Below are 19,783 nucleotides of genomic sequence, written 5' to 3'. Positions count from 1 at the left end.
GGCGTTTCTACCGCAGGGGGGCGGTGGGCCGCCGGGCTTTTCCACGGCCGCCCGCCCCGATCCTGCTCAGCCCGTACCGGTCCCGCTCAGCCCGTACCGGTACCGTTCAATCCGTACCGGTACCGCTCAGTTCGTACCGATCTTGGCGAGCAGGTCCACGATCCGGGCCTGGACCTCCGCGCTCGTCGAGCGCTCCGCCAGGAAGAGGACGGTCTCGCCCGCCGCGAGCCCCGGCAGCTGGGCCGGGTCGAGGTCCGCCGACGTGTAGACGACCAGCGGGGTGCGGTTGAGCAGCCCGTTCGAGCGCAGCCAGTCGACGATCCCGGCCCGGCGGCGGCGCACCTGCATCAGGTCCATCACCACCAGGTTCGGCCGCATCTGGGACGCCAGGGTCACCGCGTCCGCGTCCGTCGCCGCCCGCGCGACCTGCATTCCACGCCGCTCCAGCGACGCGGTCAGCGCTCCGGCTACAGCGTCGTTCTCCTCGGTCAGCAGGACCCGCGGCGGGTGCTGCTCACTGTCGCGCGGGGCGAGCGCCTTAAGGAGTACGGCCGGGTCTGCGCCGTACGCGGCCTCCCGCGTCGCCTGGCCGAGTCCGGCCGTCACCAGGACCGGCACCTCGGCCGCCACCGCCGCCGTACGCAGCGACTGCAAGGCGGTACGGGTGATCGGCCCGGTCAGCGGGTCGACGAACAGCGCCGCCGGGTACGCGGCGATCTGCGCGTCCACCTCCTCGCGGGAGTTGACGATGACCGGACGGTAGCCGCGGTCGCTCAGCGCCTGCTGGGTGGAGACGTCCGGGGCGGGCCAGACCAGCAGCCGGCGCGGGTTGTCCAGCGGCTCCGGCGGCAACTCGTCGTCCATCGGCTGAGGCTGGCGCTCGGTCACTTCTACAGCACCGTTCGGGCCGTCCAGCGGCTCCGGGCCCTCACTGCCCTCGTCGGGCGCCGAGACGGCGAAGGCACGCCCCTCCGAGGAGTCCAGCAGGTGTTGCTGTTGCTGCTGCGGCTGGGCCTGAGCCGGTGCGTGGGTGCCGGGCTGCGGGTGCGGCCGGGCCTCACCGGGAGCGGCGTCCGACGCGGCCGTACGCTCCTCCTCCTGCGGCGGCTGCGCCAGCTTGCGGCGACGGCCCGAGCCCGCGGCAGGTGCTCCGGCCCCTCCGGGGGCTCCGGGACGCTGCTGCTCGGCGAGCTGCTGTGAGAACGGGACGCCCTGCCCGAGCGTACGCACACTGAACGCGCGCCCGTGCGAGTGACCGTCGGCGGGGCCGCCCGCCATGTCGTCACCCTCCGCCGCCTCCGAGGAAGCGGGCGAGGGCATGGGCGCGGGCGAGGGCATGGGCTGGCGGGGTGCGGTCCGGTCCGTTACGGGGGCCCCGGCCGCGCCGGGCCCCTCCGCGGAGCCATCGGCACCGGTGCCGGTGGCGGACGAACCGGCGGGGCCGGGGCGACCGCCCTGGGGCTGCGACGGGACCGATGCGCCGGGCTGGCCCGGCTGAGTCGGCTGGCCCGGTCCGCCTGGCTGGGCCGGGTTTTGGCCCTGGTTCTGACCTTGGCTCTGGCCCTGGCTCTGGCTCTGGTTTTGACCGCGGCTCTGATTCTGTTCCTGCGGCTCCTGGCCGCCCTGCTCGGTCTCCACCGGGCTGGGGCGACCACGCCGACGCCCGGTGGGCGCGGGCGGAGCGTCCCCGGCTGCGGGAGCCGTCTCGGGAGCGGCCGACGGCCCGTCCTCGGTGGGGTGCGCCACCAGCCCCTCCGGACCGGCGACGAACGTCCCCGTCGACTCCGAATCGGCCATCGCGGCAGCGGCCCGCTCCTCGGCGGCGGCCCGGCGCGCACGGCGCCGGCCGGTCGGCTCCGGACCCCAGTCGCCCTCGGGCGCACCCGGGCCGGGCACCGCTCCGGCCGGATCACCGGCCATGTCCGCCGTGCCCGGACGCGCGCGGCGGCGGCCCGTGCCGCTGCTCGCGCCCGCGTCCGTACCCGTACCGCCCTGAGAGCCGTCGGGGTGCCCGGAAGCCTGCCCCGGCAGGACCGGCAGCGCGGGCAGGGGGGACTGCGGAAGCTGGTCGGCGGCTGCGGGCGGCAGCGCGAAGGCCGAGTGGGCGTTACGGGCGGGAGCCTGCGGCTGGTTCGGAATGGGGCGTTCGGCCGTGTCGGCCAGCGCCCTGCGCGCCCGGCGCCCGGACGGCGTCACCTGGCCCTGAGCCTGCCCCTGGGCCTGTCCCTGCGGCCCGCTCGCGACGGCCGGGAGCGCGGCCCGTGCGGCGCCCTCCGGGACGTCCTGTGGGCCGTTCTGCGGGCCGTCCTGCAGGGGCCGGCGCCGGCCGCCCGGCGGTACGACCTCGGCCCCGGCCATGCCCTGCGGCATCCCGGACTCCGCGCCCGGACGCCCGTCACCGCCCGCGCCCGTACCGCGTACGCCGGAGCCGCCCGTGCCGCTGCCGCCGCTCACGCCTCGCATCGGGCCCTGGGGCCCGGCCGCGTCCGCTTCGCTGCGGGCCCGGGGCACCTGGCCGCTGCCGTTCCCGGCTGCCACGGCGCCGCCGCCCGGCTGCTGCTCCGGCACGTCGCCGTGCCGCGCCCGCCGCCGACCGGTCGGCGTGCCCTCGGCACCACCGTCCGTACGAGCCGCACCACCGCCCGCACCGGAACCACCGGGCGCACCGGAACCACCCACCCCGGCGGGACCACTGCCCCCGCCAGGACCACTCACCGGCCGCAGCCCTCCGGCAGCCCCACGACCGACAGCAGCCCCTCCGGAACCGCCCGGCCCTGCGGAACCACCCGGCCCTGCGGAACCGCCCGGCCCTCCTTCACCACCTTGAACCTGGGCACCCTGCCCCTGAGCCCCCTGAGCCCCCTGAGCCCCCTGCGCCCTCTGGGCCCCCTGAGCCCCCTGAGCCCCCTGAGATCCCTGAGATCCCTGCGCCCTCTGGGCTCCCTGAGCCTTCGGACCCTGGCCCGGGGCTTGCCCCTGCTGTCCCAGCTGCCCTTGCTGCCCCTGCGGTCCCTGCCCCTGCGCTCCCCGGACCTGGGCGCCCGCTGCCTGCGCACCGGGTGCCTGCGCACCCTGTGCCTGCCCGCCCGATGTCTGCATCCCCCGCGCCCGCTCCGCGGGCATCGGCATGACCGTCGTCTCGTTCCCCGTCGCCTCGGGCGCCCGGTCCGCGCCCGCGGCGCCGGACACCGGAGCGCCACCGGCCGCCACCGGCACCTCCAGCACATACGCGCTGCCGCCCGCGCCCGGCACCTCGTGCGTCTGCAGCACACCGCCGTGCTGCCGCACGATGCCGCGCACGATGGGCGCGTGGACGGGGTTGCCGCCGCCGTACGGGCCGCGCACCTCGATCCGTACGACCTCCCCGCGCTGCGCCGCGGCCACCACGATCGTCGAGTCCCCGGAGGCGGCGGCGTCGGTTCCGCTGCCCGGGGTCTTGCCCGTGGCGTCCACCCCCGCCACGTCCGCGATCAGGTGGGACAGGGCCTGCGCGATCCGTGCCGCGTCCACCTCGGCCTTGATCGGCGGTGCGTGCACCGCGAACTGGGCGCGGCCCGGACCGATCAGCTCGATCGCGCCCTCGACGCCCGCCGCCACGACCCCGTCGAGCGAGACCTTGGCCCGCGTGAGCCGTTCGCCGCCCGCGTCCAGCCGCTGGTAGCTCAGCACGTTGTCGACCAGCGTCGTCATCCGCGCGTACCCGGCGGCGAGGTGGTGCAGGATCTGGTTCGCCTCCGGCCACAGCTGGCCGGCCGGGTCGGACGCCAGGGTGCCCAGCTCCGCCTTCAGCTCCTCCAGCGGGCCGCGCAGCGACTGGTCCAGCACGGCCAGGAGCTGCGTGTGGCGGGCCGCCAGCGCGTCGTAGGGACGCCGGTCGGTGAACGTCATCACCGCGCCGACGAGCTGGTCACCGTCGCGCACCGGAGCGGTCGTCAGGTCCACCGGGACCGACCGCCCGTCCTTGGCCCACAGCGCCTGCCCCCGCACCCGGTGCTTGCGCCCGGACCGCAGGGAGTCGGCGAGCGGCGTCTCCTCCCAGGGCAGCGGCGTGCCGTCCGCCCTCGAATGGTGGATGAGCGGGTGCAGCTCCTTGCCGCCCAGCTCGCTCGCCCGGTAGCCGAGGATCTGCGCGGCGGACGGGTTGACGAGGACGACCTTGCCGTCGGAGTCGACGCCGACGACGCCCTCGGCCGCGGCGCGCAGGATCATCTCGGTCTGCCGCTGCTGGCGGGCCAGCTCGGTCTCGGTGTCGAGCGTCCCGGTGAGGTCCCGTACGACGAGCATCAGCAGTTCGTCGCCGGTGTAGCCGTTGCGGTGGTCGGCGTACGCGGCCTCGAAGGCGGACTCGTACGGGGTACGGCCGTCCTCCAGGTTCGCGCTGGTCACCTCGACCAGCAGCTCGCTGCCGTCGGTACGGCGGGCCACCATCCGGGTGGGCTTCGTGCGCGGACCCTGCTCCTGCTCGCTGTGCCGCCGCATCGAGCCGGGGATGCGCTTGGAGTCGAAGGACGGCAGCAGGTCGAGCAGACCGCGGCCCACCAGGGCGGTGCCCGGCGCCTCGAAGGTCTCCAGTGCGATGGTGTTCGCGTTGACGACCGTGCCGTTGCAGTTCACCAGCAGCAACGCGTCGGGCAGGGCGTCGAGTATGGCTGCGAGGCGAGCAGCGCCTCGGGATGGCCTGCTGCTCACGACGACGCTTCCTCCCTGAGTTACCGCACCTTGCCGAGCGAGCCCGCTGCCACGTCCGCGGCGGGTCACTGGAAGGGAGTCTACGGGCACCTGATGTGGACGCGGAGACGGATGACGAGGAGGTAATGCCACGGGATTGTGCGACTCGTCGCACGCCCGACATGTGCCCCGCGTCCTGAACTGGCCCGCTTCTACGTCACGAAGCGACCGAGGGCAGCACCGGTACGAACCGGTCCCAGCGGCCGATCTCACATCCGTCGCTGCGCTTGAACTGGGCGTTCACCGGGCGGCCAGCCCAGGTGCCGGTGACCCGCGCGGTGGCGGGACCGCCGTACTGCATCGTGCACCGGCTGTTCTTGGGAACGCCCGCGAACGGGTCCTTGCCCCACCGCGTCATCGTGTCCAGCTTGTCGCAGGCGCCGCGCGCGTCGGTGTGGGTGCCGCGTGCCGGGTGGCAGTACAGCTCGTACGTGCCGTTCGTGGCGGCCTTCCCGGAGTCGCTGACGGTGATCGTGAGGTGATCCGAGGAGCGGGAGAGGAGCGGCAGGGGCGCCGTGGCGGACGGGGGCCCGGCGGGGGCGGCGGAAGCTGCGGAAGCGGCGACCGGGACCGTCAGGGCGAGGGCGGCGGTGGCGGTGGTGGCAGCCATGGCGAGGGGGGACAGCCGGCGGAACGGCATCGCGGACTCCAGGAGGTACGTGGGACAGGGCCGGGGGCGGTACGGGGCGTCCCTGCCGGGGCCCGTCCCGTCCCCGCAGCGTCTAACGCGCCGCCGGGCCCGACGTTGCGCGCGGCCCCCCGCCCGCCGCGATGTTTGAACCCTGTTCGATCCACGGGCGCCGGCCGACCGCTGTGCCGACTGCTGTGCCGACTGCTGTGCCGGTCGCTGTGCCGGTCGCTGTGCCGATGTGCCGCTGTGCGGCCGTGCCGCCGTGCGGAACCGGTGTGCGGAACCGGCACCGAACGCACCGAACCACCCCGTAAAGACCTTTGCCGGTCGGCCCGTCTGCCGAGTACCGTGGGGGTCGATTGGTGACAGCCCGCCGAGCTGTGCCATCATCTGGACACGCCACATCGCGCTTTCGCGCGGTCGGGGTGTGTGGAGGCGTCGCCTAGTCCGGTCTATGGCGCCGCACTGCTAATGCGGTTTGGGTCTTAAAGCCCATCGAGGGTTCAAATCCCTCCGCCTCCGCTCCGTTTCGTTCAGGCCCTGGTCATCAGACCGGGGCCTGAACGCTTTTTCTCCCCGGGCAGCCCCCCCCCGTACCCCACTGCTCCACCGCTTCACCGCACGGGACGCTCCCACCCCCTCTCCGCCCCGCCTGGCCGGAACACCCCGGGCGCGGACCGCGCTCCCCGAGCGACCCTGTCCCCATGACGCCCGACCAGGACAAACCCAACCCCCACCCGGGCCCCAACCCCCACCCCGACCCCGCCCCCCTCGCCCAGCCCTGCCCCGACGCCCTCAGCCAGCCCCGCCCCTCACCCTCACCCCCACTCCCGGACCCCACCGCGATCCGCCGCGCCACCCACACCACCCACACCACCCACACCCACATCGCCGGCATCCCCCTCCCCGACAGCGACCTGGCCAAGGAGGCCACCGAGCTGATCCGGAACACCACCGACGAACTGATCTACCACCACTCCCGCCGGGTCTACCTCTTCGGCGCCCGGCACGGACGCGAGCGAAACCTGCCCTTCGACGCGGAGGTGCTCTACATCGCCGCCCTCTTCCACGCCCTCGGCCTGACCGACCGGTTCCGCGGCTCCCGACAGCGCTTCGAACTGGACGGCGCCGACGAGGCCCACCGCTTCCTCACGGCCCATGGCGTCCCCCCGGCCCGCGCCCGCCTCACCTGGGAGGCCATCGCCCTGCACACGACCCCGGAGATCCCCCACCACATGGCCCCGGAGATCGCCCTCCTCGCGGCCGGCTACGAACTCGACGTCCTCGGCATCGGCTACGACACCCTCCCGCCGGACACCCGCGAGGAGATCCTCATGGCTCATCCCCGCCCCGGCTTCAAGCGCCACATCCTCCGCGCCTACCACCGGGCCCTCGCCCACCGCCCGGAAACCGCCTTCGGCACCCCCGAGGCCGACATCCTGCCCCGCCCCGGCCCGGAACACATCCGTCCGGACTTCGTACGGATCCTCGACGACTCCCCCTGGCCCGAGTAGCCTCCCGGCACCCACCCGCACCACGTTTTCGCAGGTCAGGAGGGGTGTGGCTATCGGATTTCGCCTCACGGTGAGGTTCGTGTAATGTTCTTTCTGCAACGCCGACCGGCAAGAAAAACCGCCGGAAAGCCAAGCGCTCGTAGCTTAACGGATAGAGCATCTGACTACGGATCAGAAGGTTGCAGGTTCGAATCCTGCCGAGCGCACAGCAAGCAAAGCCCCCGCCGGGTGATCCGGGCGGGGGCTTTGTCGTGCCGTACAGCAGCGAAATACAGCAACCGTGTCAGCCGGTGCCGCTTACAGCTCCCGAAAGACTGTCGGGCGCGGCTCGCACGTCTTCCTCACTCGCCTCCGCATACACCTCCATCGTCATCGCGATCTTGGAGTGCCGCAGGATCACCTGCGCGACCTTCGGGTGCACCCCGAGGGCCACGAGCAGCGAGGCGCACGTGTTGCGCGTCTTCTGGAGCGGGATCAGCCGCAGCCGGCCCGGCGAGCCCGCAGAGCGAACATGCGCGTCAGGTTGCCGGGCTCGATCGGGGTGCCGTACTTCGTCGTGAAGATCAGCCCGCGGCTGTTCTGCCAGAGATCACCGGCAGTCTTCCGGTCGGAAGCAACGTTCTTCCCGATCTCTTCCCCGACCATCGCGTGGGTCAGAGCGGCTCTGAGAGCGTCCCGAGTGGCCTGAATCACCCGATGCGAGGCGAACGCCTCGCAGTACTCCCCAGCAGCGCAGCAGCGGCGACGAGCGGGCGCCCGCTCGGCTTCCTTCCCCTGGGCGCAGCACTGGCACTCGGACGCGAGCTCGGTCAGTCACTCGCAGCTTGAGACATGGGCTTATTTTGTTCGTTGCAAGACGTTCCTCATCTCCTCGATCAACGCTGATCGGGACTGGCGGGCCGCTCGCCAAGCATTGTTGTACTCCTGGGAGTTCATTCCGTGGCCGGCAACCACCGCGTCATGAAAGTCCAGCACGGAGAGGGTGGTGCGGCCGGCCTTGTCGACGAGCGTCCGTTGCGCCACTAGTTCGAGTTGCTGCTGTGCTGCGTAGACACCGTGCTCGCCGATCGCGACGTGGCCCTGGCCAACGCGTTCCGGGTCGGGTTCTGTCCGGGAGAATGCGTCCCTGGCTGCCGAAAGGGTCGTGAGGTATTCCGTGAAGGCCGTGCGCAGCGTGTCATGGTCCCGCTCCGAACGATCGCGCCGCCAGCGGATGTGATCGGCAGCGAGCGTGGCGAGTGCGCCAAGCACGGTGCCCACGGCTGTCGCCACAAGCGTCGACCATTGCATACGCCCCCCTGAATTCTTGTGTGGCCGCTTCTTCCGCCCAGGCGGCAGTACAGCAGTGAAGTGCCGTTACCGCAGCAGCAGTCAACGACTTGTCCCGTGTGAAAGAAACCTAGGTGTGGCCGATGTGCCCCCTCCCGACTGCCCTGCGTAGGGCTACGGATCGGAGGTTGCAGGTTGGCACGCGAAGGGTGCTCGCTCGTGCCGTCGATCAGGAAGCTGCGTACAGCCTGTCCCGGGTGGCATTCGGTAGCTGGGTGGCGTGGAGGTCGCTGGTGTGGGCGGCTTGTGGGGGGCCTGGGTGGGGCCTGGGGTGGGTGGATTTCGTTTTTGGGGTGAGGGTGTCGTAGAGTTGGGGCAACCGACGCGGGGTGGAGCAGCTCGGTAGCTCGCTGGGCTCATAACCCAGAGGTCGCAGGTTCAAATCCTGTCCCCGCTACTGCGAAGACCGGTCCGGCACGGAAACGTGCCGGGCCGGTCTTTTTTGTGTGCCGTTTCCGGGTTACGGGGCGTCCGTGCAGTGGAGGGCCGGGCCGGTGGTGTTCGGGGCGAGGTCCGGGTGGAGGGTGAGGGTTTCCGGGTCGTAGTCGGGGGAGTTCTGGCGGCGGAAGGGGAGGGGCGGGGTCGAGGGGAGCTCCAGGAGGCGGGTGCGGAGGCGGGCGGCGGTGTCCTCGAAGGTGGCGGGGGTCGTGCGGTTCGCCGCGGTGACGAGGAACGGTGGGGCCGCGCTCATGCCCGTGTACCAGAAGGTGCCGTGGTGGAGGGGGAACAGCAGGTCGTTGAGGTCGCCGTGGATGCCGCGGGGGCCGATCGCGGAGGGGCGGGCGCCGGCGGTGACGACGGCCATGGCGCGTTTGCCGGTCAGCGAGCCGTCGCCGTAACGGAATGTCTGCCCGGCGATGGGGGTGTCGATGCCGTACGCGAAGCCCTTGGTGAGGACGCGGTCGAACCAGCCTTTGAGGATCGCGGGCATTCCGAACCACCAGAGGGGGAATTGGACGACGAGGGTGTCGGCCCAGGTGACCTTCTCCTGTTCGGCGCGGATGTCGGGGCTCAAGGCGCCGCTGCTGTAGGCGCGGTGGGCGGCGTCGCTGACGTGGAGGCGTTCCGTGGGGGAGTGGTCGAAGTCGTCGGCGTCGACGACCGGGTTCCACTTCATGGCGTAGAGGTCGGAGAGCTGGACCTCGTGGCCGTGGTCGCGCAGGGTGCGGATGCCTTCGTTCTTGAGGGAGCCGTTGAGGGAGCGTTCTTCGGGGTGGGCCGCCAGCCATAGGACCTTCATGAGGGCTCCAAGGGGAATGGTGGGAGAGGGGAAGTGGCTTTCTCTGGGGGTGGGTCGATCTTCTGGTGGGGGGTGGGGGCGGGACGAGTGGCCGGATGGCCAAGGTGTGTGAGGATCGGGCCATGGGTGTCTTCGCGGAGGACGGGCGGCATCGGGTCGCCGTACTGGTGCGGCACGGGCTGCTGCCGATGGAGCTGGGGATCGTGCACCGGATCTTCGGGCAGGCCGAGACGGCTGACGGTCAGCGGTTGTACGAGGTGGTGACGTGTGCGCCGGAGCCGGGGGAACTCCGTACCGACGTGGATTTCACGGTCAAGGTGGGTCACGGGCCCGAGGCCCTCGCGGAGGCGGACACCGTCGTGGTGCCGGCCTCGCAGCAGGACTACGGGACGGACGACGGCTGCCTGAGCGAGGAGATGGCGCGGGCGGTGGCGCGTATCCGTCCGGGCGCGCGGGTGGCGTCGATCTGCACGGGGTTGTTCGTGCTGGCGGCGGCCGGCCTGCTGGAGGGGCGGCGGGCGACGACGCACTGGCAGACGGCGGAGCAGTTCCGGCAGCTGTTCCCGGAGGTGGAGCTGGACGCGAATGTTCTGTATACGGATGAGGGACGTGTACTTACGGCCGCGGGCGTCGCTTCCGGGATTGATCTGTGCCTGCACATGATCAGGTGTGATCACGGGGCGGTGGTGGCCAACGAGGTGGCCCGCCGTACGGTCGTGCCGCCGCACCGGGAGGGCGGGCAGGCCCAGTTCATCCGCCGCCCCGTCCCCGAACCGCAGTACTCCTCCACGGCCGCGGCCCGCGCCTGGGTGCTGGAGCACCTGGACCGGCCGGTGACCCTGCGGAAACTGGCTTCGTGCGAGGCGATGAGCGTACGGACCTTCACCCGGCGGTTCCGGGAGGAGGTCGGGGTCTCCCCCTTGCAGTGGCTGACGCGGCAGCGTGTCGAGCGGGCGCGGCAGTTGCTGGAGGAGACGGAACTGACGGTGGACCGGGTGGCGTCGGACGCCGGGTTCGGTACGGCGGCCTCGCTGCGGCAACATCTCCAGGCCGCGACCGGCGTGTCGCCGAGTGCGTATCGGAGCACGTATCGAAGCACGTTTCGGAGCGCTTATCGGGAGGGCTGCGGCGGAAAGCGGGGCGGTTGAGGTGGAGGGGGCCAGTGCGGGCAAGGTGGGTGCGGGGACTTGAGTGGTGCGGTGAGTGACTGGTGGTGTACGGGGCCGAGTTGGGACGGGGACGAGCCGGGGCTTGGTTGGTACGCCCCGGAGCGGGGCGTACGGCGGCGGAGCGCACTGCCCGCGGGCAAGGCGCTGGCGTTCGCGGTGACGGGCGAGCGGCGCTGCCTCGGCGTGCGGCGGGGCGCGCGGTGGACGGCCTGCCCGTACGCGGCGGTGATCGACGGCGGGAGTGCGCGGGATCAGTGTGCGGACTGTGCGCGGCTCGACCGTTCGCGGTCGGTGGCGGCGGACACGATGGCCGATGATCCGCGTACGTACGGGGTCTATCTGGCGTATTTCGGGCCGGGGCTGCTGAAGGTGGGGATCACGGCGGCCGAGCGCGGCGCGGCACGCCTCGTGGAGCAGGGGGCGGTCACGTACGCGTGGCTGGGATACGGGCCGCTGATGGCCGCGCGGCGGGCGGAAGCGCTGCTGGGCAGCGCTCTGGACGTACGGGACCGGTTCGGCAAGGCGGACAAGCGGGCGGCGCTCGCCACGCTGCCGCCGGTGCCGGAGCGGGTGGCGGCACTGGCCGAACTGCACGGCGCCGCGCGGGGGCTGGCGGGGTGGCCGGAGGCGCTGGAACCGGCTGCGTTCGCGTGGACGGACCATACGGAGGTGTTCGGGCTGGAGAGGGTTCCGGTGGGGGCTGGGGAGGTCATGGGGCTCGCTGCGGGGGATGAGGTTGTGGGGACTGTGGTGGCGGGAGTGGGAGGGGATTTGTATGTGCGGGATGCGGAAGGGGGAGCTGGGGTCTTTGTGGTGGATGGGCGGTTGTTGGCGGGGTGGGTGTTGTGTAGTGCGGCGGGTGGGGTGACTACGGCGGGCGTGCGGGTGGGGAAGAGTGAGGTGGGGGGGGCGGGAGGGGAGCAGGGGAGTTTGTTCTAGGTGGTTGGAGGGGGTGATGGGAGTGGGGGAGTGGGGGGAGTGACGGGATTGGTGGGGTGGCTGGTGGGGTGGTACGGGTAGGTGTTGGTGGCAACTGTCGGGAGTTCGGTGTGACCGTGGCGGTGGATGGGGACGAGCGGGTCGAAGCGTTCTGGCGGGGGCTGGAGCTGCCGGGACTGATCGACGTGCACACGCACTTCATGCCGGAACGCGTACTGGCGAAGGTCTGGGCGTACTTCGACGCCGCCGGGCCGCTGGTGGGGCGTGCGTGGCCGATCGCGTACCGCTACGAGGAGGACGAACGGCTCGCCGTGCTGCGCGGCTTCGGTGTCCGCGCCTTCACCTCGATGATCTACCCGCACAAGCCGGGCATGGCCCAGTGGCTCAACGGCTGGGCGGCCGGGTTCGCGGCCCGGACGCCGGACTGTCTGCGGACCGGGACGTTCTTCCCGGAGGCCGGGGCCGCGGACTACGTGCGTGCCGAACTCGACGACGGCGCGCGCGTGTTCAAGGCGCATGTGCAGGTGGGGGCGTACGACCCGGGGGACGAGCGGCTGGACGGGGTGTGGGGCGTGCTCGCGGACGCCGGTGTGCCGGTGGTCGTGCACTGCGGCTCCGGGCCGGCGCCGGGCGAGCACACCGGGCCCGAGCCGGTCGGGCGGCTGCTGGCCCGGCACCCGCGGCTGCGGCTGGTCGTCGCGCACATGGGGATGCCCGAGTACACCGACTTCCTCGATCTGGCCGCGCGCTACGAGGGGGTGCACCTGGACACGACGATGGCGTTCACGGACTTCGCCGAGCAGGCCGCGCCCTTTCCCCGTACGGAGCGGGGGCGGCTCGCGGACCTGGGCGGCCGGATTCTGTTCGGCAGCGACTTCCCCAACATCCCGTACGGGTACGCGCACGCCCTGGAGGCGCTGGCGCGGCTGGAGATGGGGGACGAGTGGGTGCGTGCGGTCTGTTACGGGAATGCGGCGCGGGTGTTCGGGATCTGAGGGGGGCGTACGGCCGCTGTGGTCAGTGCTGCCATGGCTGTGCGGAGTTCCCGGAGGGTGGCGGGGTCGGTCACGGTGCCGGTGGCCGGGTCGGTCTTCGGGCCGATGGCCGCGAGGTTGCGGCAGGCGTCCGGGACCACGTCGGCGGACATCATGCGCAGGGTCTCGCGTAGCTGCTCGTACGCGTATACGGCGCCGGTCGGCGAGGGCGAGGCGGTCAGCACCGCGGACGGCTTGCCCAGGAATTCGGCGCTGCTCACCAGCCAGTCGAGGGCGTTCTTGAGGACGCCGGGGACGCCGTGGGCATACTCCGGGCTGACGACCAGTACGGCGTCGGCTTCCGCCACCGCGCGGCGCAGGGAGGCCACCGGGGCGGGGGGCGTGGCGCCCTCGGCGTCGAGGTCGGGGTTGAAGTGGGGGAGCGCTCCGATGTCGGCGACGGCTGACGCGGCGTCGGTGAGGGCGAGCGCGGAGCGCAGGACGGCGCCGTTGGAGGAGCGGGTGCGCAGGCTGCCGTTGAGGGCGAGGAACTTCATGCCGCGACGGTACGGATTGACGTCGGGGTCAAGGGAAGGGCGGGCGGCGGCCGGCCAGGCCGCGCCCGGCGGCTGCCAGCCGCGCGCAGCGGATTTCAGCGGCTTTCCGTGGCTCTCAGCGGCTCTCAGTGGCTCTCTGGGCGGTGAATATGCAGGTCAGGGCGATTGTCAGTGGTGGGTGCGATGCTGATTGCAGTGGTGGCCGGCTGGACCGCGCGGGGGGCGGCCCAGTCCGGTCCTACTGGGCCCGTGTCGGACCCGTGCTGGGCCCTTGCTTGACCCGTGCTGTGGTGACGGGTGTTTCTCAGGAGATTCACAGGTACGCGCAAGACAGCTCTCAGAGGGGGTGGTCAGCCTCGACAGCATGACCGTGACAGCGTCCACATCCACCGCCAAGAAGTGTGCCGAGCTGCTGCGTCCCGACGGGAGCCCGGTGCGGGTGCTGGTCGTCGACGACGAGGCGTCGCTCGCCGAACTGCTCTCCTTGGCGCTGCGTTACGAGGGCTGGGACATCCGCGCCGAAGGCGACGGTACGGCCGCGCTGCGGGCCGCGCGTGAGTGGCGGCCGGACGCGGTGCTGCTCGACGTGATGCTGCCGGACATGGACGGGCTGACCGTACTGGGGCGGCTGCGCCACGAACTGCCCGAGGTGCCGGTGCTGTTCCTGACCGCGAAGGACGCGGTCGAGGACCGGATCGCCGGGCTGACGGCGGGCGGCGACGACTATGTGACCAAGCCCTTCAGCCTGGAGGAGGTGGTGGCACGGCTGCGCGGCCTGCTGCGCCGGGCGGGCGCGGCAGCGGGACGCAGCGAGTCGGTCCTCGCGGTGGGGGACCTGCTGCTCGACGAGGAGAGCCATGAGGTGTGGCGGGGCGGCCAGGAGATCCACCTGACGGCCACCGAGTTCGAGCTGCTGCGTTACCTGATGCGCAATCCGCGGCGGGTGCTGAGCAAGACGCAGATCCTGGACCGGGTGTGGAGCTACGACTTCGGCGGCCAGGCCAATGTCGTGGAGCTGTACATCTCGTACCTGCGGCGGAAGATCGACGCGGGCCGCAGCCCGATGATCCACACGCGTCGCGGCGCCGGGTATCTGATCAAGCCGGGCGGATAGGCGGACAGGCGGATAGAGGGTGGCCGGAGCCGGGGGAGGGGGAGGTAGTGGAGCCGGGGGAGGGCCCGGAGTCGGAGCCGCGGGAGGGGGTGCAGTCGGGGGAGGGCACGGAGCGCCCGCGCACCGGCATCGCCGACCCCGGCGGCTTCGGTTGCGGCCGCGGCGGTGGACGTTGCGGACACGGCTCGTCGTATCGGCGGTCGTGCTGATCGCGGTCGTCTGCGCGGTGATCGGTACGGTCACCACCATCGCGCTGCACTCCTACCTCCAGAACCAACTCGACGACAAACTGGGCGAGTCGGCCCGGCACTCCGTCGGCCGGCAAGGTGACTTCATCGGTCACCGGGACCTCGGATTCATCGCCGGGCCCGGCCAGCCCATCGGCACCGTCGGTGCGCGGCTCTCCTCCGAGGGCGACATCACTGCCGCCGCCCGCAGCATCGACGCGCGCAACCCGCTGCCCGCGCAGAACCTGGTCACGCTGACCGACGAGCAGGTACGGGCGCTGGCCGCCGCTCCGCGCGACGGGCGTCCGCACACCGTGACCCTGCCCGACCTGGGTGACTACCGCGTCGAGTCGGCGCCGGACGACTCCGCGCTGGTCGGTTTGCCGGCGGGTGAGGTGCAGGACGTCGTGGCGCGGCTGCTCGTCGTCGAGATCTGTGTGACCGCGGCGGGCCTGGTGGCCGCCGGTCTCGCGGGTGCCGCGACGGTCCGTATCGCGCTGTGGCCGCTGCGCCGGGTCGCCGCCACCGCCACCCGGGTGTCCGAACTCCCGCTGCATCGCGGCGAGGTGGCGCTGTACGAGCGGGTTCCGGCCGCCGAGGCGGACCCGCGTACGGAGGTCGGCCAGGTCGGCGCGGCGCTCAACCGGATGCTCGGCCACGTGGGTTCGGCGCTCGCCGCCCGGCAGGAGAGCGAGACGCGGGTGCGCAGATTCGTCGCGGACGCGAGCCATGAGCTGCGTACGCCGCTGGCCTCGATACGCGGCTACGCGGAGCTGACCCGGCGGGGCCGCGAGGAGCCCGGCCCGGCCACCCGGCACGCCCTGGGGCGCATCGAGTCCGAGGCGGAGCGGATGACCGGCCTGGTGGAGGACCTGCTGCTGCTCGCCAGACTGGATTCCGGGCGCCCGCTGTCGTACGAGTGCACCGATCTCGTGCCGCTGGTCGTGGACGCCGTCAGCGACGCCCGCGCCGCGGGCCCCCGCCACAAGTGGCGCCTGGAACTGCCGGTCGACCCCGTGTCCGTACGGGCCGACGCCGACCGGCTGCACCAGGTCCTGGTCAACCTGCTGGCCAACGCCCGTACCCACACGCCGGAGGGCACCACGGTCGTCGCCCGCCTGCGGCGGGAGATGCCGATGCCCGGAGCCGGCCACTTCGTCCGGCTGGAGGTGCGGGACGACGGCCCCGGTGTGCCGCCCGCGCTGCTGCCGCGCGTCTTCGAGCGCTTCGCCCGCGGCGACGCCTCCCGTTCCCGTCCGGGCGGCGGTACGAGCCTCCGGCCCGACGGCGGCAGCGTCAGCGGTAGTAGTACAAACTCCCGTCCCGGGGCCGGCGCGGCCTCCCGTGCCGGTGGCAGTACGGGGCTCGGGCTGGCGATCGTGGAGGCCGTGGTCGCGGCGCACGGCGGTACGGTCGGGGTGGAGAGCGTGCCGGGACGGACGGTCTTCCGCGTCCGGCTGCCCGCCGACGGACCGGCGCGCGTCGCCACACGCGCCCCTCAGCATTCTCATGCGCCCCTTGAATACGCCCATTCACAGCCTGGGCACAGCGGCACCACACAAGGGTGACAGCGCGCTTGGCGAGTGTCGGTGCCATGACGACGACACAGCCGGCCCATACCCCCCTGGGCTCCCTGCCGCCCCGTGAGCATCTGCGCCTCGGCCAGATCGACACGGTGCTCGATGTCGTGATCCCCGTCTACAACGAGGAGTCCGACCTGGAGCCGTGCGTACGCCGGCTCCACGACCACCTCTCCCGTACCTTCCCGTACGGCTTCCGGATCACTGTCGCGGACAACGCGAGTACGGACCGCACGCCCGAGATCTCCGCGTCGCTGGACGAGGCGATCGACGAGGTGACCGCCGTACGCCTGGAGGAGAAGGGCCGCGGCCGGGCGCTGCGCACCGTCTGGTCCCTCTCCGACGCCCCGGTGCTCGCCTACATGGACGTCGATCTGTCCACCGACCTGAACGCGCTGCTGCCGCTGGTCGCCCCGCTCATCTCGGGCCACTCCGACCTGGCGATCGGATCCCGCCTGGCGCGGAGTTCGCGGGTGGTGCGCGGGCCCAAGCGGGAGTTCATCTCCCGCTCGTACAACCTCATCCTGCGCGGCTCGCTGGCCGCCCGCTTCTCGGACGCGCAGTGCGGGTTCAAGGCCGTACGGGGCGATGTCGCGGAGCGTCTGCTGCCCATGGTCGAGGACAGCGGGTGGTTCTTCGACACCGAGATGCTGGTGCTCGCGGAACGCGCCGGGCTGCGCATCCACGAGGTGCCGGTGGACTGGGTGGACGACCCGGACAGCACCGTGCACATCGTGCGCACGGCCACCGACGACCTCAAGGGAGTGTGGCGCGTGGGGCGCGCGCTGGCGACCGGGGCGCTGCCGCTGGACCGGCTCGCCCGGCCCTTCGGTGACGATCCGCGCGACCGCGAGCTGGCCGGCGTGCCGCGCGGCCTGGCCCGCCAGGTCATGGGCTTCTGTGTGGTCGGCGCGCTGAGCACGCTCCTCTACCTGGGCCTTTACTCGCTCTTCCGGCTCGGCGTCGGGCCGCAGGCGGCCAACGCCGCCGCACTGCTGCTCTCCGCCATCGGCAACACGGCGGCGAACCGTCGGCTGACCTTCGGCGTACGGGGCCGCGAGCGCGCCGTACGCCACCAGGCCCAGGGGCTGGTCGTCTTCGGCATCGGCCTGGCCCTGACCAGCGGCTCGCTGGCCGCGCTGGACGCCGCGACCGGCGATCCCGCGCACGGCACGGAGATGGCGGTGCTGGTGGCCGCGAACCTCGCGGCGACGCTGCTGCGGTTCCTGCTCTTCCGGGCGTGGGTCTTCACCGACCGGGACGGCGGGGAGGCCGTACCGGGCCACTCCACCGCCGTACGGACCGGCCCCACCGCCGTACCGAATCGCTCTGCCGCTGTACCGAGCGGCCCCACCGCCGTACCGAATCGCCCGCATCGCCCCGGCAGGAGCCCCCGATGACCACGCACCACCCCCGCCTCACGGGTCCGGCCGGGTCGCCCGATCCGGCCGAGGACCCCGCCCTCGCGCCTGAACCGGCAACCGAAACCGATCCTCCCCCGGAAGCCCCGACAGCCTCGGAAGCCCCCGAAGACTCACCCCCCACCTCCCCCCGCTGGACCCGCCCCGCCCTCACCGCGCTGCTTCTCGCGTCCGCCGTGCTCTTCCTCTGGGACCTCGGCGCGTCCGGTTACGCGAACCAGTTCTACTCGGCGGCGGCCCAGGCCGGGTCCGCGAGCTGGAAGGCCCTCTTCTTCGGCTCCTCCGACGCCGCGAACTCCATCACCGTCGACAAGCCCCCGGCCGCCCTGTGGCCGATGGCCCTGTCCGTACGGCTCTTCGGCCTCAGTTCGTGGTCGATCCTGGTGCCGGAGGCGCTGATGGGCGTCGCGACGGTCGGGGTGCTGTACGCGGCCGTACGGCGCCGGTTCGGCGTGGGCGCCGGGCTGTTCGCGGGGGCGCTGCTCGCGCTGACGCCGGTCGCCGCCCTGATGTTCCGCTTCAACAACCCCGACGCGCTGCTGTGCCTGCTGATGGTCTGCGCCGTGTACGGCGTACTGCGCGCCCTGGAGGACGCCCGTACGAAGTGGCTGGTGCTGGCGGGCGTCTGCTTCGGCCTCGCCTTCCTGACCAAGACCCTCCAGGCGTGGCTGATCCTGCCGCCGCTCGTGGTCGTGTACGCGGTGTGCGCGCCCACGCCGCTCCGCAGGCGGATCGGGCAACTCCTGCTCGGCGGACTGGCGATGGTGGTGTCCGGCGGCTGGTGGGTCGCGATCGTGGAGCTGTGGCCGGCCGGGTCGCGCCCGTACATCGGAGGGTCGCAGAGCAACAGCTTCCTGGAGCTGACCTTCGGCTACAACGGCCTCGGCCGCATCAGCGGCAACGAGGCCGGCAGTGTGGGCGGCGGCCGACCCGGCGGGGGCGGCGGCGGAGGCGGGGGCTCCTGGGGGGACACCGGTATCACCCGGCTCTTCACCTCCGACATGGGCGGTCAGATCTCCTGGCTGCTGCCCGCCGCCTTCCTGCTGCTGGTCGCGGGGCTGGTCGTACTGCGGCGGGCCGGGCGCACCGACGCCGGGCGTGCGGCGTTCCTGGTGTGGGGCGGGGCGCTGCTGATCACGTTCGCGACGTTCAGCTTCATGTCCGGGATCTTCCACCAGTACTACAACGTCGCGCTGGCGCCGTACATCGCGGCGCTGGTCGCGATGGGTGCGACGCTGCTGTGGCGGCGGCGGGACCGTACCGCTGCCGCGCTGGTCCTCGCGGGCACGGTCGCGGTGACGGCGGCCTGGGCGTATGTCCTGCTGGCCCGTTCGCCGCACTGGCTGCCGTGGCTGCGCTGGTCCGTGGTGGCGGTCGGCGCCGTGGCGGCGCTGGGACTGCTGCTGTCGGTACGGCTGAGCCGTCGGACGGGGCGGCGGACGGGGCAGCGGCTGGCCGTGGTGGCGGCCGGGCTGGGCGTCGCCGCCGGGCTGGGCGGGCCGGTGGCGTACGCGGCGAACACGGTCGGCACGCCGCACACCGGGTCGATCGTCACCGCGGGCCCGAAGGTCGAGGGCGCCGGGGGCCGGCACGGCGGCATGATCATCATCGGCGGGCCGGGGCCCGGCGGGAAGGCGGGCAGGGGCGGCCCGCCGCCCGGCCAGGGACAGGGCCCCGCGCAGGCTCCGGGCCAGGGCCCTGGTCACAGCCGTGGCCAAGGTCAGGGCCAGGGCCAGCAGGGCAACCACCCCGCCACCCCCGGCCCCGGCGAACGCGGCGGCCGCCACAACGCCCTCGGCGGGCTCCTCAACGGCCAGCAGGTCAGCGCCAAGGCCAAGGCCGCCCTCCGGCAGAACGCGGCCGACTACACCTGGGCCGCCGCCGCCATCGGCTCCCAGAACGCCGCCAGTTACCAGCTCGCCACCCAGCTGCCGGTCATGCCCATCGGCGGCTTCAACGGCAGCGACCCGTCACCGACGCTCGAACAGTTCAAGGAGTACGTACGCCAGGGCAAGATCCACTATTTTGTCGGCGGCGGGACGGGCGGCGGTTTCTTCGGTGCGAAGGGCGCCGAGAAGTCCACCTCGTCCGACATCACGAGCTGGGTCGAGAAGAACTTCAAGAAGGCGACCGTGGGAAGCACGACGCTCTACGACCTGACCCGGCCCGTGTCCTGAGACGCGCGGGGCGACGCCGGGCGCCTCCCCGAACCCCGAGCCCCGAGCCCCGACCCCCGAACCCCGACCCCTGAATCCCGGCAACCACCCCGATGAACACCCCACCCGATAAATGAGCTGTACGGCGTATAGCGCCCCCTGTACGGTGTAGATCGTCCCGCTGATCCGCTCGATCCCTCCGTA

Annotated in this window: 13 protein-coding genes, 3 tRNA genes and 1 pseudogene; 11 read left to right on the top strand and 6 right to left on the bottom strand. The window is 72.4% G+C overall.

From position 1 onward, the window contains the following. Nucleotides 1-126: 126 nt before the first annotated feature. Both A6A06_RS29430 and A6A06_RS29425 read right to left on the bottom strand, forming a co-directional pair. Nucleotides 127-4,689 carry a PAS domain-containing protein gene (locus A6A06_RS29430; RefSeq protein ID WP_079194437.1) on the bottom strand — a complete coding sequence of 1,521 codons (4,563 nt, stop codon included), beginning with the start codon at nucleotides 4,687-4,689 and terminating at the stop codon, nucleotides 127-129. A 196-nt stretch (nucleotides 4,690-4,885) separates the two neighbouring features. Beyond that, nucleotides 4,886-5,368, bottom strand: a complete 483-nt coding sequence (locus A6A06_RS29425) for an SSI family serine proteinase inhibitor (protein WP_073765140.1) — start codon at nucleotides 5,366-5,368, stop codon at nucleotides 4,886-4,888. A 422-nt stretch (nucleotides 5,369-5,790) separates the two neighbouring features. Between A6A06_RS29425 and A6A06_RS29420 the strand changes: the two genes are divergently transcribed. The 3 genes from A6A06_RS29420 to A6A06_RS29410 all read left to right on the top strand — a co-directional run bounded on the left by A6A06_RS29420 (nucleotide 5,791) and on the right by A6A06_RS29410 (nucleotide 7,079). Further along, nucleotides 5,791-5,881: transfer RNA gene (locus tag A6A06_RS29420), tRNA-Ser, on the top strand. Between the two features lie 182 nt (nucleotides 5,882-6,063). Then, nucleotides 6,064-6,873, top strand: a complete 810-nt coding sequence (locus A6A06_RS29415; RefSeq protein WP_079194436.1) for an HD domain-containing protein — start codon at nucleotides 6,064-6,066, stop codon at nucleotides 6,871-6,873. A gap of 133 nt (nucleotides 6,874-7,006) precedes the next feature. Continuing rightward, nucleotides 7,007-7,079, top strand: a tRNA-Arg gene (locus tag A6A06_RS29410). Nucleotides 7,080-7,156: 77 nt separating this feature from the next. Here A6A06_RS29410 and A6A06_RS42200 read toward each other — a convergent pair. Both A6A06_RS42200 and A6A06_RS29400 read right to left on the bottom strand, forming a co-directional pair. Then, nucleotides 7,157-7,686 (bottom strand): annotated as a pseudogene (locus tag A6A06_RS42200) (tyrosine-type recombinase/integrase); the annotation flags it as partial. Nucleotides 7,687-7,710: 24 nt separating this feature from the next. Then, nucleotides 7,711-8,163 carry a hypothetical protein gene (locus A6A06_RS29400; protein WP_073765138.1) on the bottom strand — a complete coding sequence of 151 codons (453 nt, stop codon included), beginning with the start codon at nucleotides 8,161-8,163 and terminating at the stop codon, nucleotides 7,711-7,713. Between the two features lie 362 nt (nucleotides 8,164-8,525). Between A6A06_RS29400 and A6A06_RS29395 the strand changes: the two genes are divergently transcribed. After that, nucleotides 8,526-8,599: transfer RNA gene (locus A6A06_RS29395), tRNA-Met, on the top strand. Between the two features lie 63 nt (nucleotides 8,600-8,662). Here A6A06_RS29395 and A6A06_RS29390 read toward each other — a convergent pair. Further along, nucleotides 8,663-9,442: an NAD(P)H-dependent oxidoreductase gene (locus A6A06_RS29390; RefSeq protein WP_073765136.1), complete on the bottom strand. Its 780-nt coding sequence runs from the start codon at nucleotides 9,440-9,442 to the stop codon at nucleotides 8,663-8,665. A gap of 95 nt (nucleotides 9,443-9,537) precedes the next feature. Between A6A06_RS29390 and A6A06_RS29385 the strand changes: the two genes are divergently transcribed. The 3 genes from A6A06_RS29385 (at nucleotide 9,538) to A6A06_RS29375 (ending at nucleotide 12,545) form a co-directional block, all read left to right on the top strand. Then, the gene (locus A6A06_RS29385; protein ID WP_073765134.1) at nucleotides 9,538-10,590 is read left to right on the top strand and encodes a GlxA family transcriptional regulator; all 1,053 of its coding nucleotides are present in this window, start codon (nucleotides 9,538-9,540) and stop codon (nucleotides 10,588-10,590) included. 51 nt (nucleotides 10,591-10,641) lie between these two features. After that, nucleotides 10,642-11,550, top strand: coding sequence for a DUF2797 domain-containing protein (locus A6A06_RS29380; RefSeq protein WP_073765132.1), 909 nt, complete (start codon nucleotides 10,642-10,644; stop codon nucleotides 11,548-11,550). A gap of 110 nt (nucleotides 11,551-11,660) precedes the next feature. After that, a complete protein-coding gene (locus A6A06_RS29375; RefSeq protein ID WP_199931252.1) occupies nucleotides 11,661-12,545 on the top strand; it encodes an amidohydrolase family protein in 885 nt (294 codons plus the stop codon). Here the strand turns inward: A6A06_RS29375 and A6A06_RS29370 are convergent. After that, complete coding sequence (locus tag A6A06_RS29370; RefSeq protein ID WP_073765130.1) at nucleotides 12,512-13,081, bottom strand: NADPH-dependent FMN reductase; 570 nt, start codon at nucleotides 13,079-13,081, stop codon at nucleotides 12,512-12,514. The genes A6A06_RS29375 and A6A06_RS29370 overlap by 34 nt on opposite strands. 364 nt (nucleotides 13,082-13,445) lie before the next feature. Here A6A06_RS29370 and A6A06_RS29365 point away from each other — a divergent pair, with 364 nt between their 5' ends. The 4 genes from A6A06_RS29365 to A6A06_RS29350 all read left to right on the top strand — a co-directional run bounded on the left by A6A06_RS29365 (nucleotide 13,446) and on the right by A6A06_RS29350 (nucleotide 19,600). Beyond that, the gene (locus A6A06_RS29365; protein ID WP_079194476.1) at nucleotides 13,446-14,195 is read left to right on the top strand and encodes a response regulator transcription factor; all 750 of its coding nucleotides are present in this window, start codon (nucleotides 13,446-13,448) and stop codon (nucleotides 14,193-14,195) included. 172 nt (nucleotides 14,196-14,367) lie between these two features. Then, nucleotides 14,368-15,990, top strand: coding sequence for an ATP-binding protein (locus tag A6A06_RS29360; RefSeq protein WP_073765128.1), 1,623 nt, complete (start codon nucleotides 14,368-14,370; stop codon nucleotides 15,988-15,990). A gap of 26 nt (nucleotides 15,991-16,016) precedes the next feature. Next, complete coding sequence (locus A6A06_RS29355) at nucleotides 16,017-17,402, top strand: bifunctional glycosyltransferase family 2/GtrA family protein (RefSeq protein WP_242441011.1); 1,386 nt, start codon at nucleotides 16,017-16,019, stop codon at nucleotides 17,400-17,402. Beyond that, on the top strand, nucleotides 17,399-19,600 hold the full coding sequence (locus A6A06_RS29350) for an ArnT family glycosyltransferase (RefSeq protein WP_073765126.1): 2,202 nt from the start codon (nucleotides 17,399-17,401) through the stop codon (nucleotides 19,598-19,600). The genes A6A06_RS29355 and A6A06_RS29350 overlap by 4 nt, the downstream gene beginning before the upstream one ends. Nucleotides 19,601-19,783: the final 183 nt, after the last annotated feature.

It is taken from the genome of Streptomyces sp. CB02923, from assembly GCF_001905005.1.
Lineage (GTDB): Bacteria > Actinomycetota > Actinomycetes > Streptomycetales > Streptomycetaceae > Streptomyces.
The sequence above is the reverse complement of the archived record's forward strand: the minus strand, read 5'-3'. Positions and strand labels throughout refer to the sequence as shown.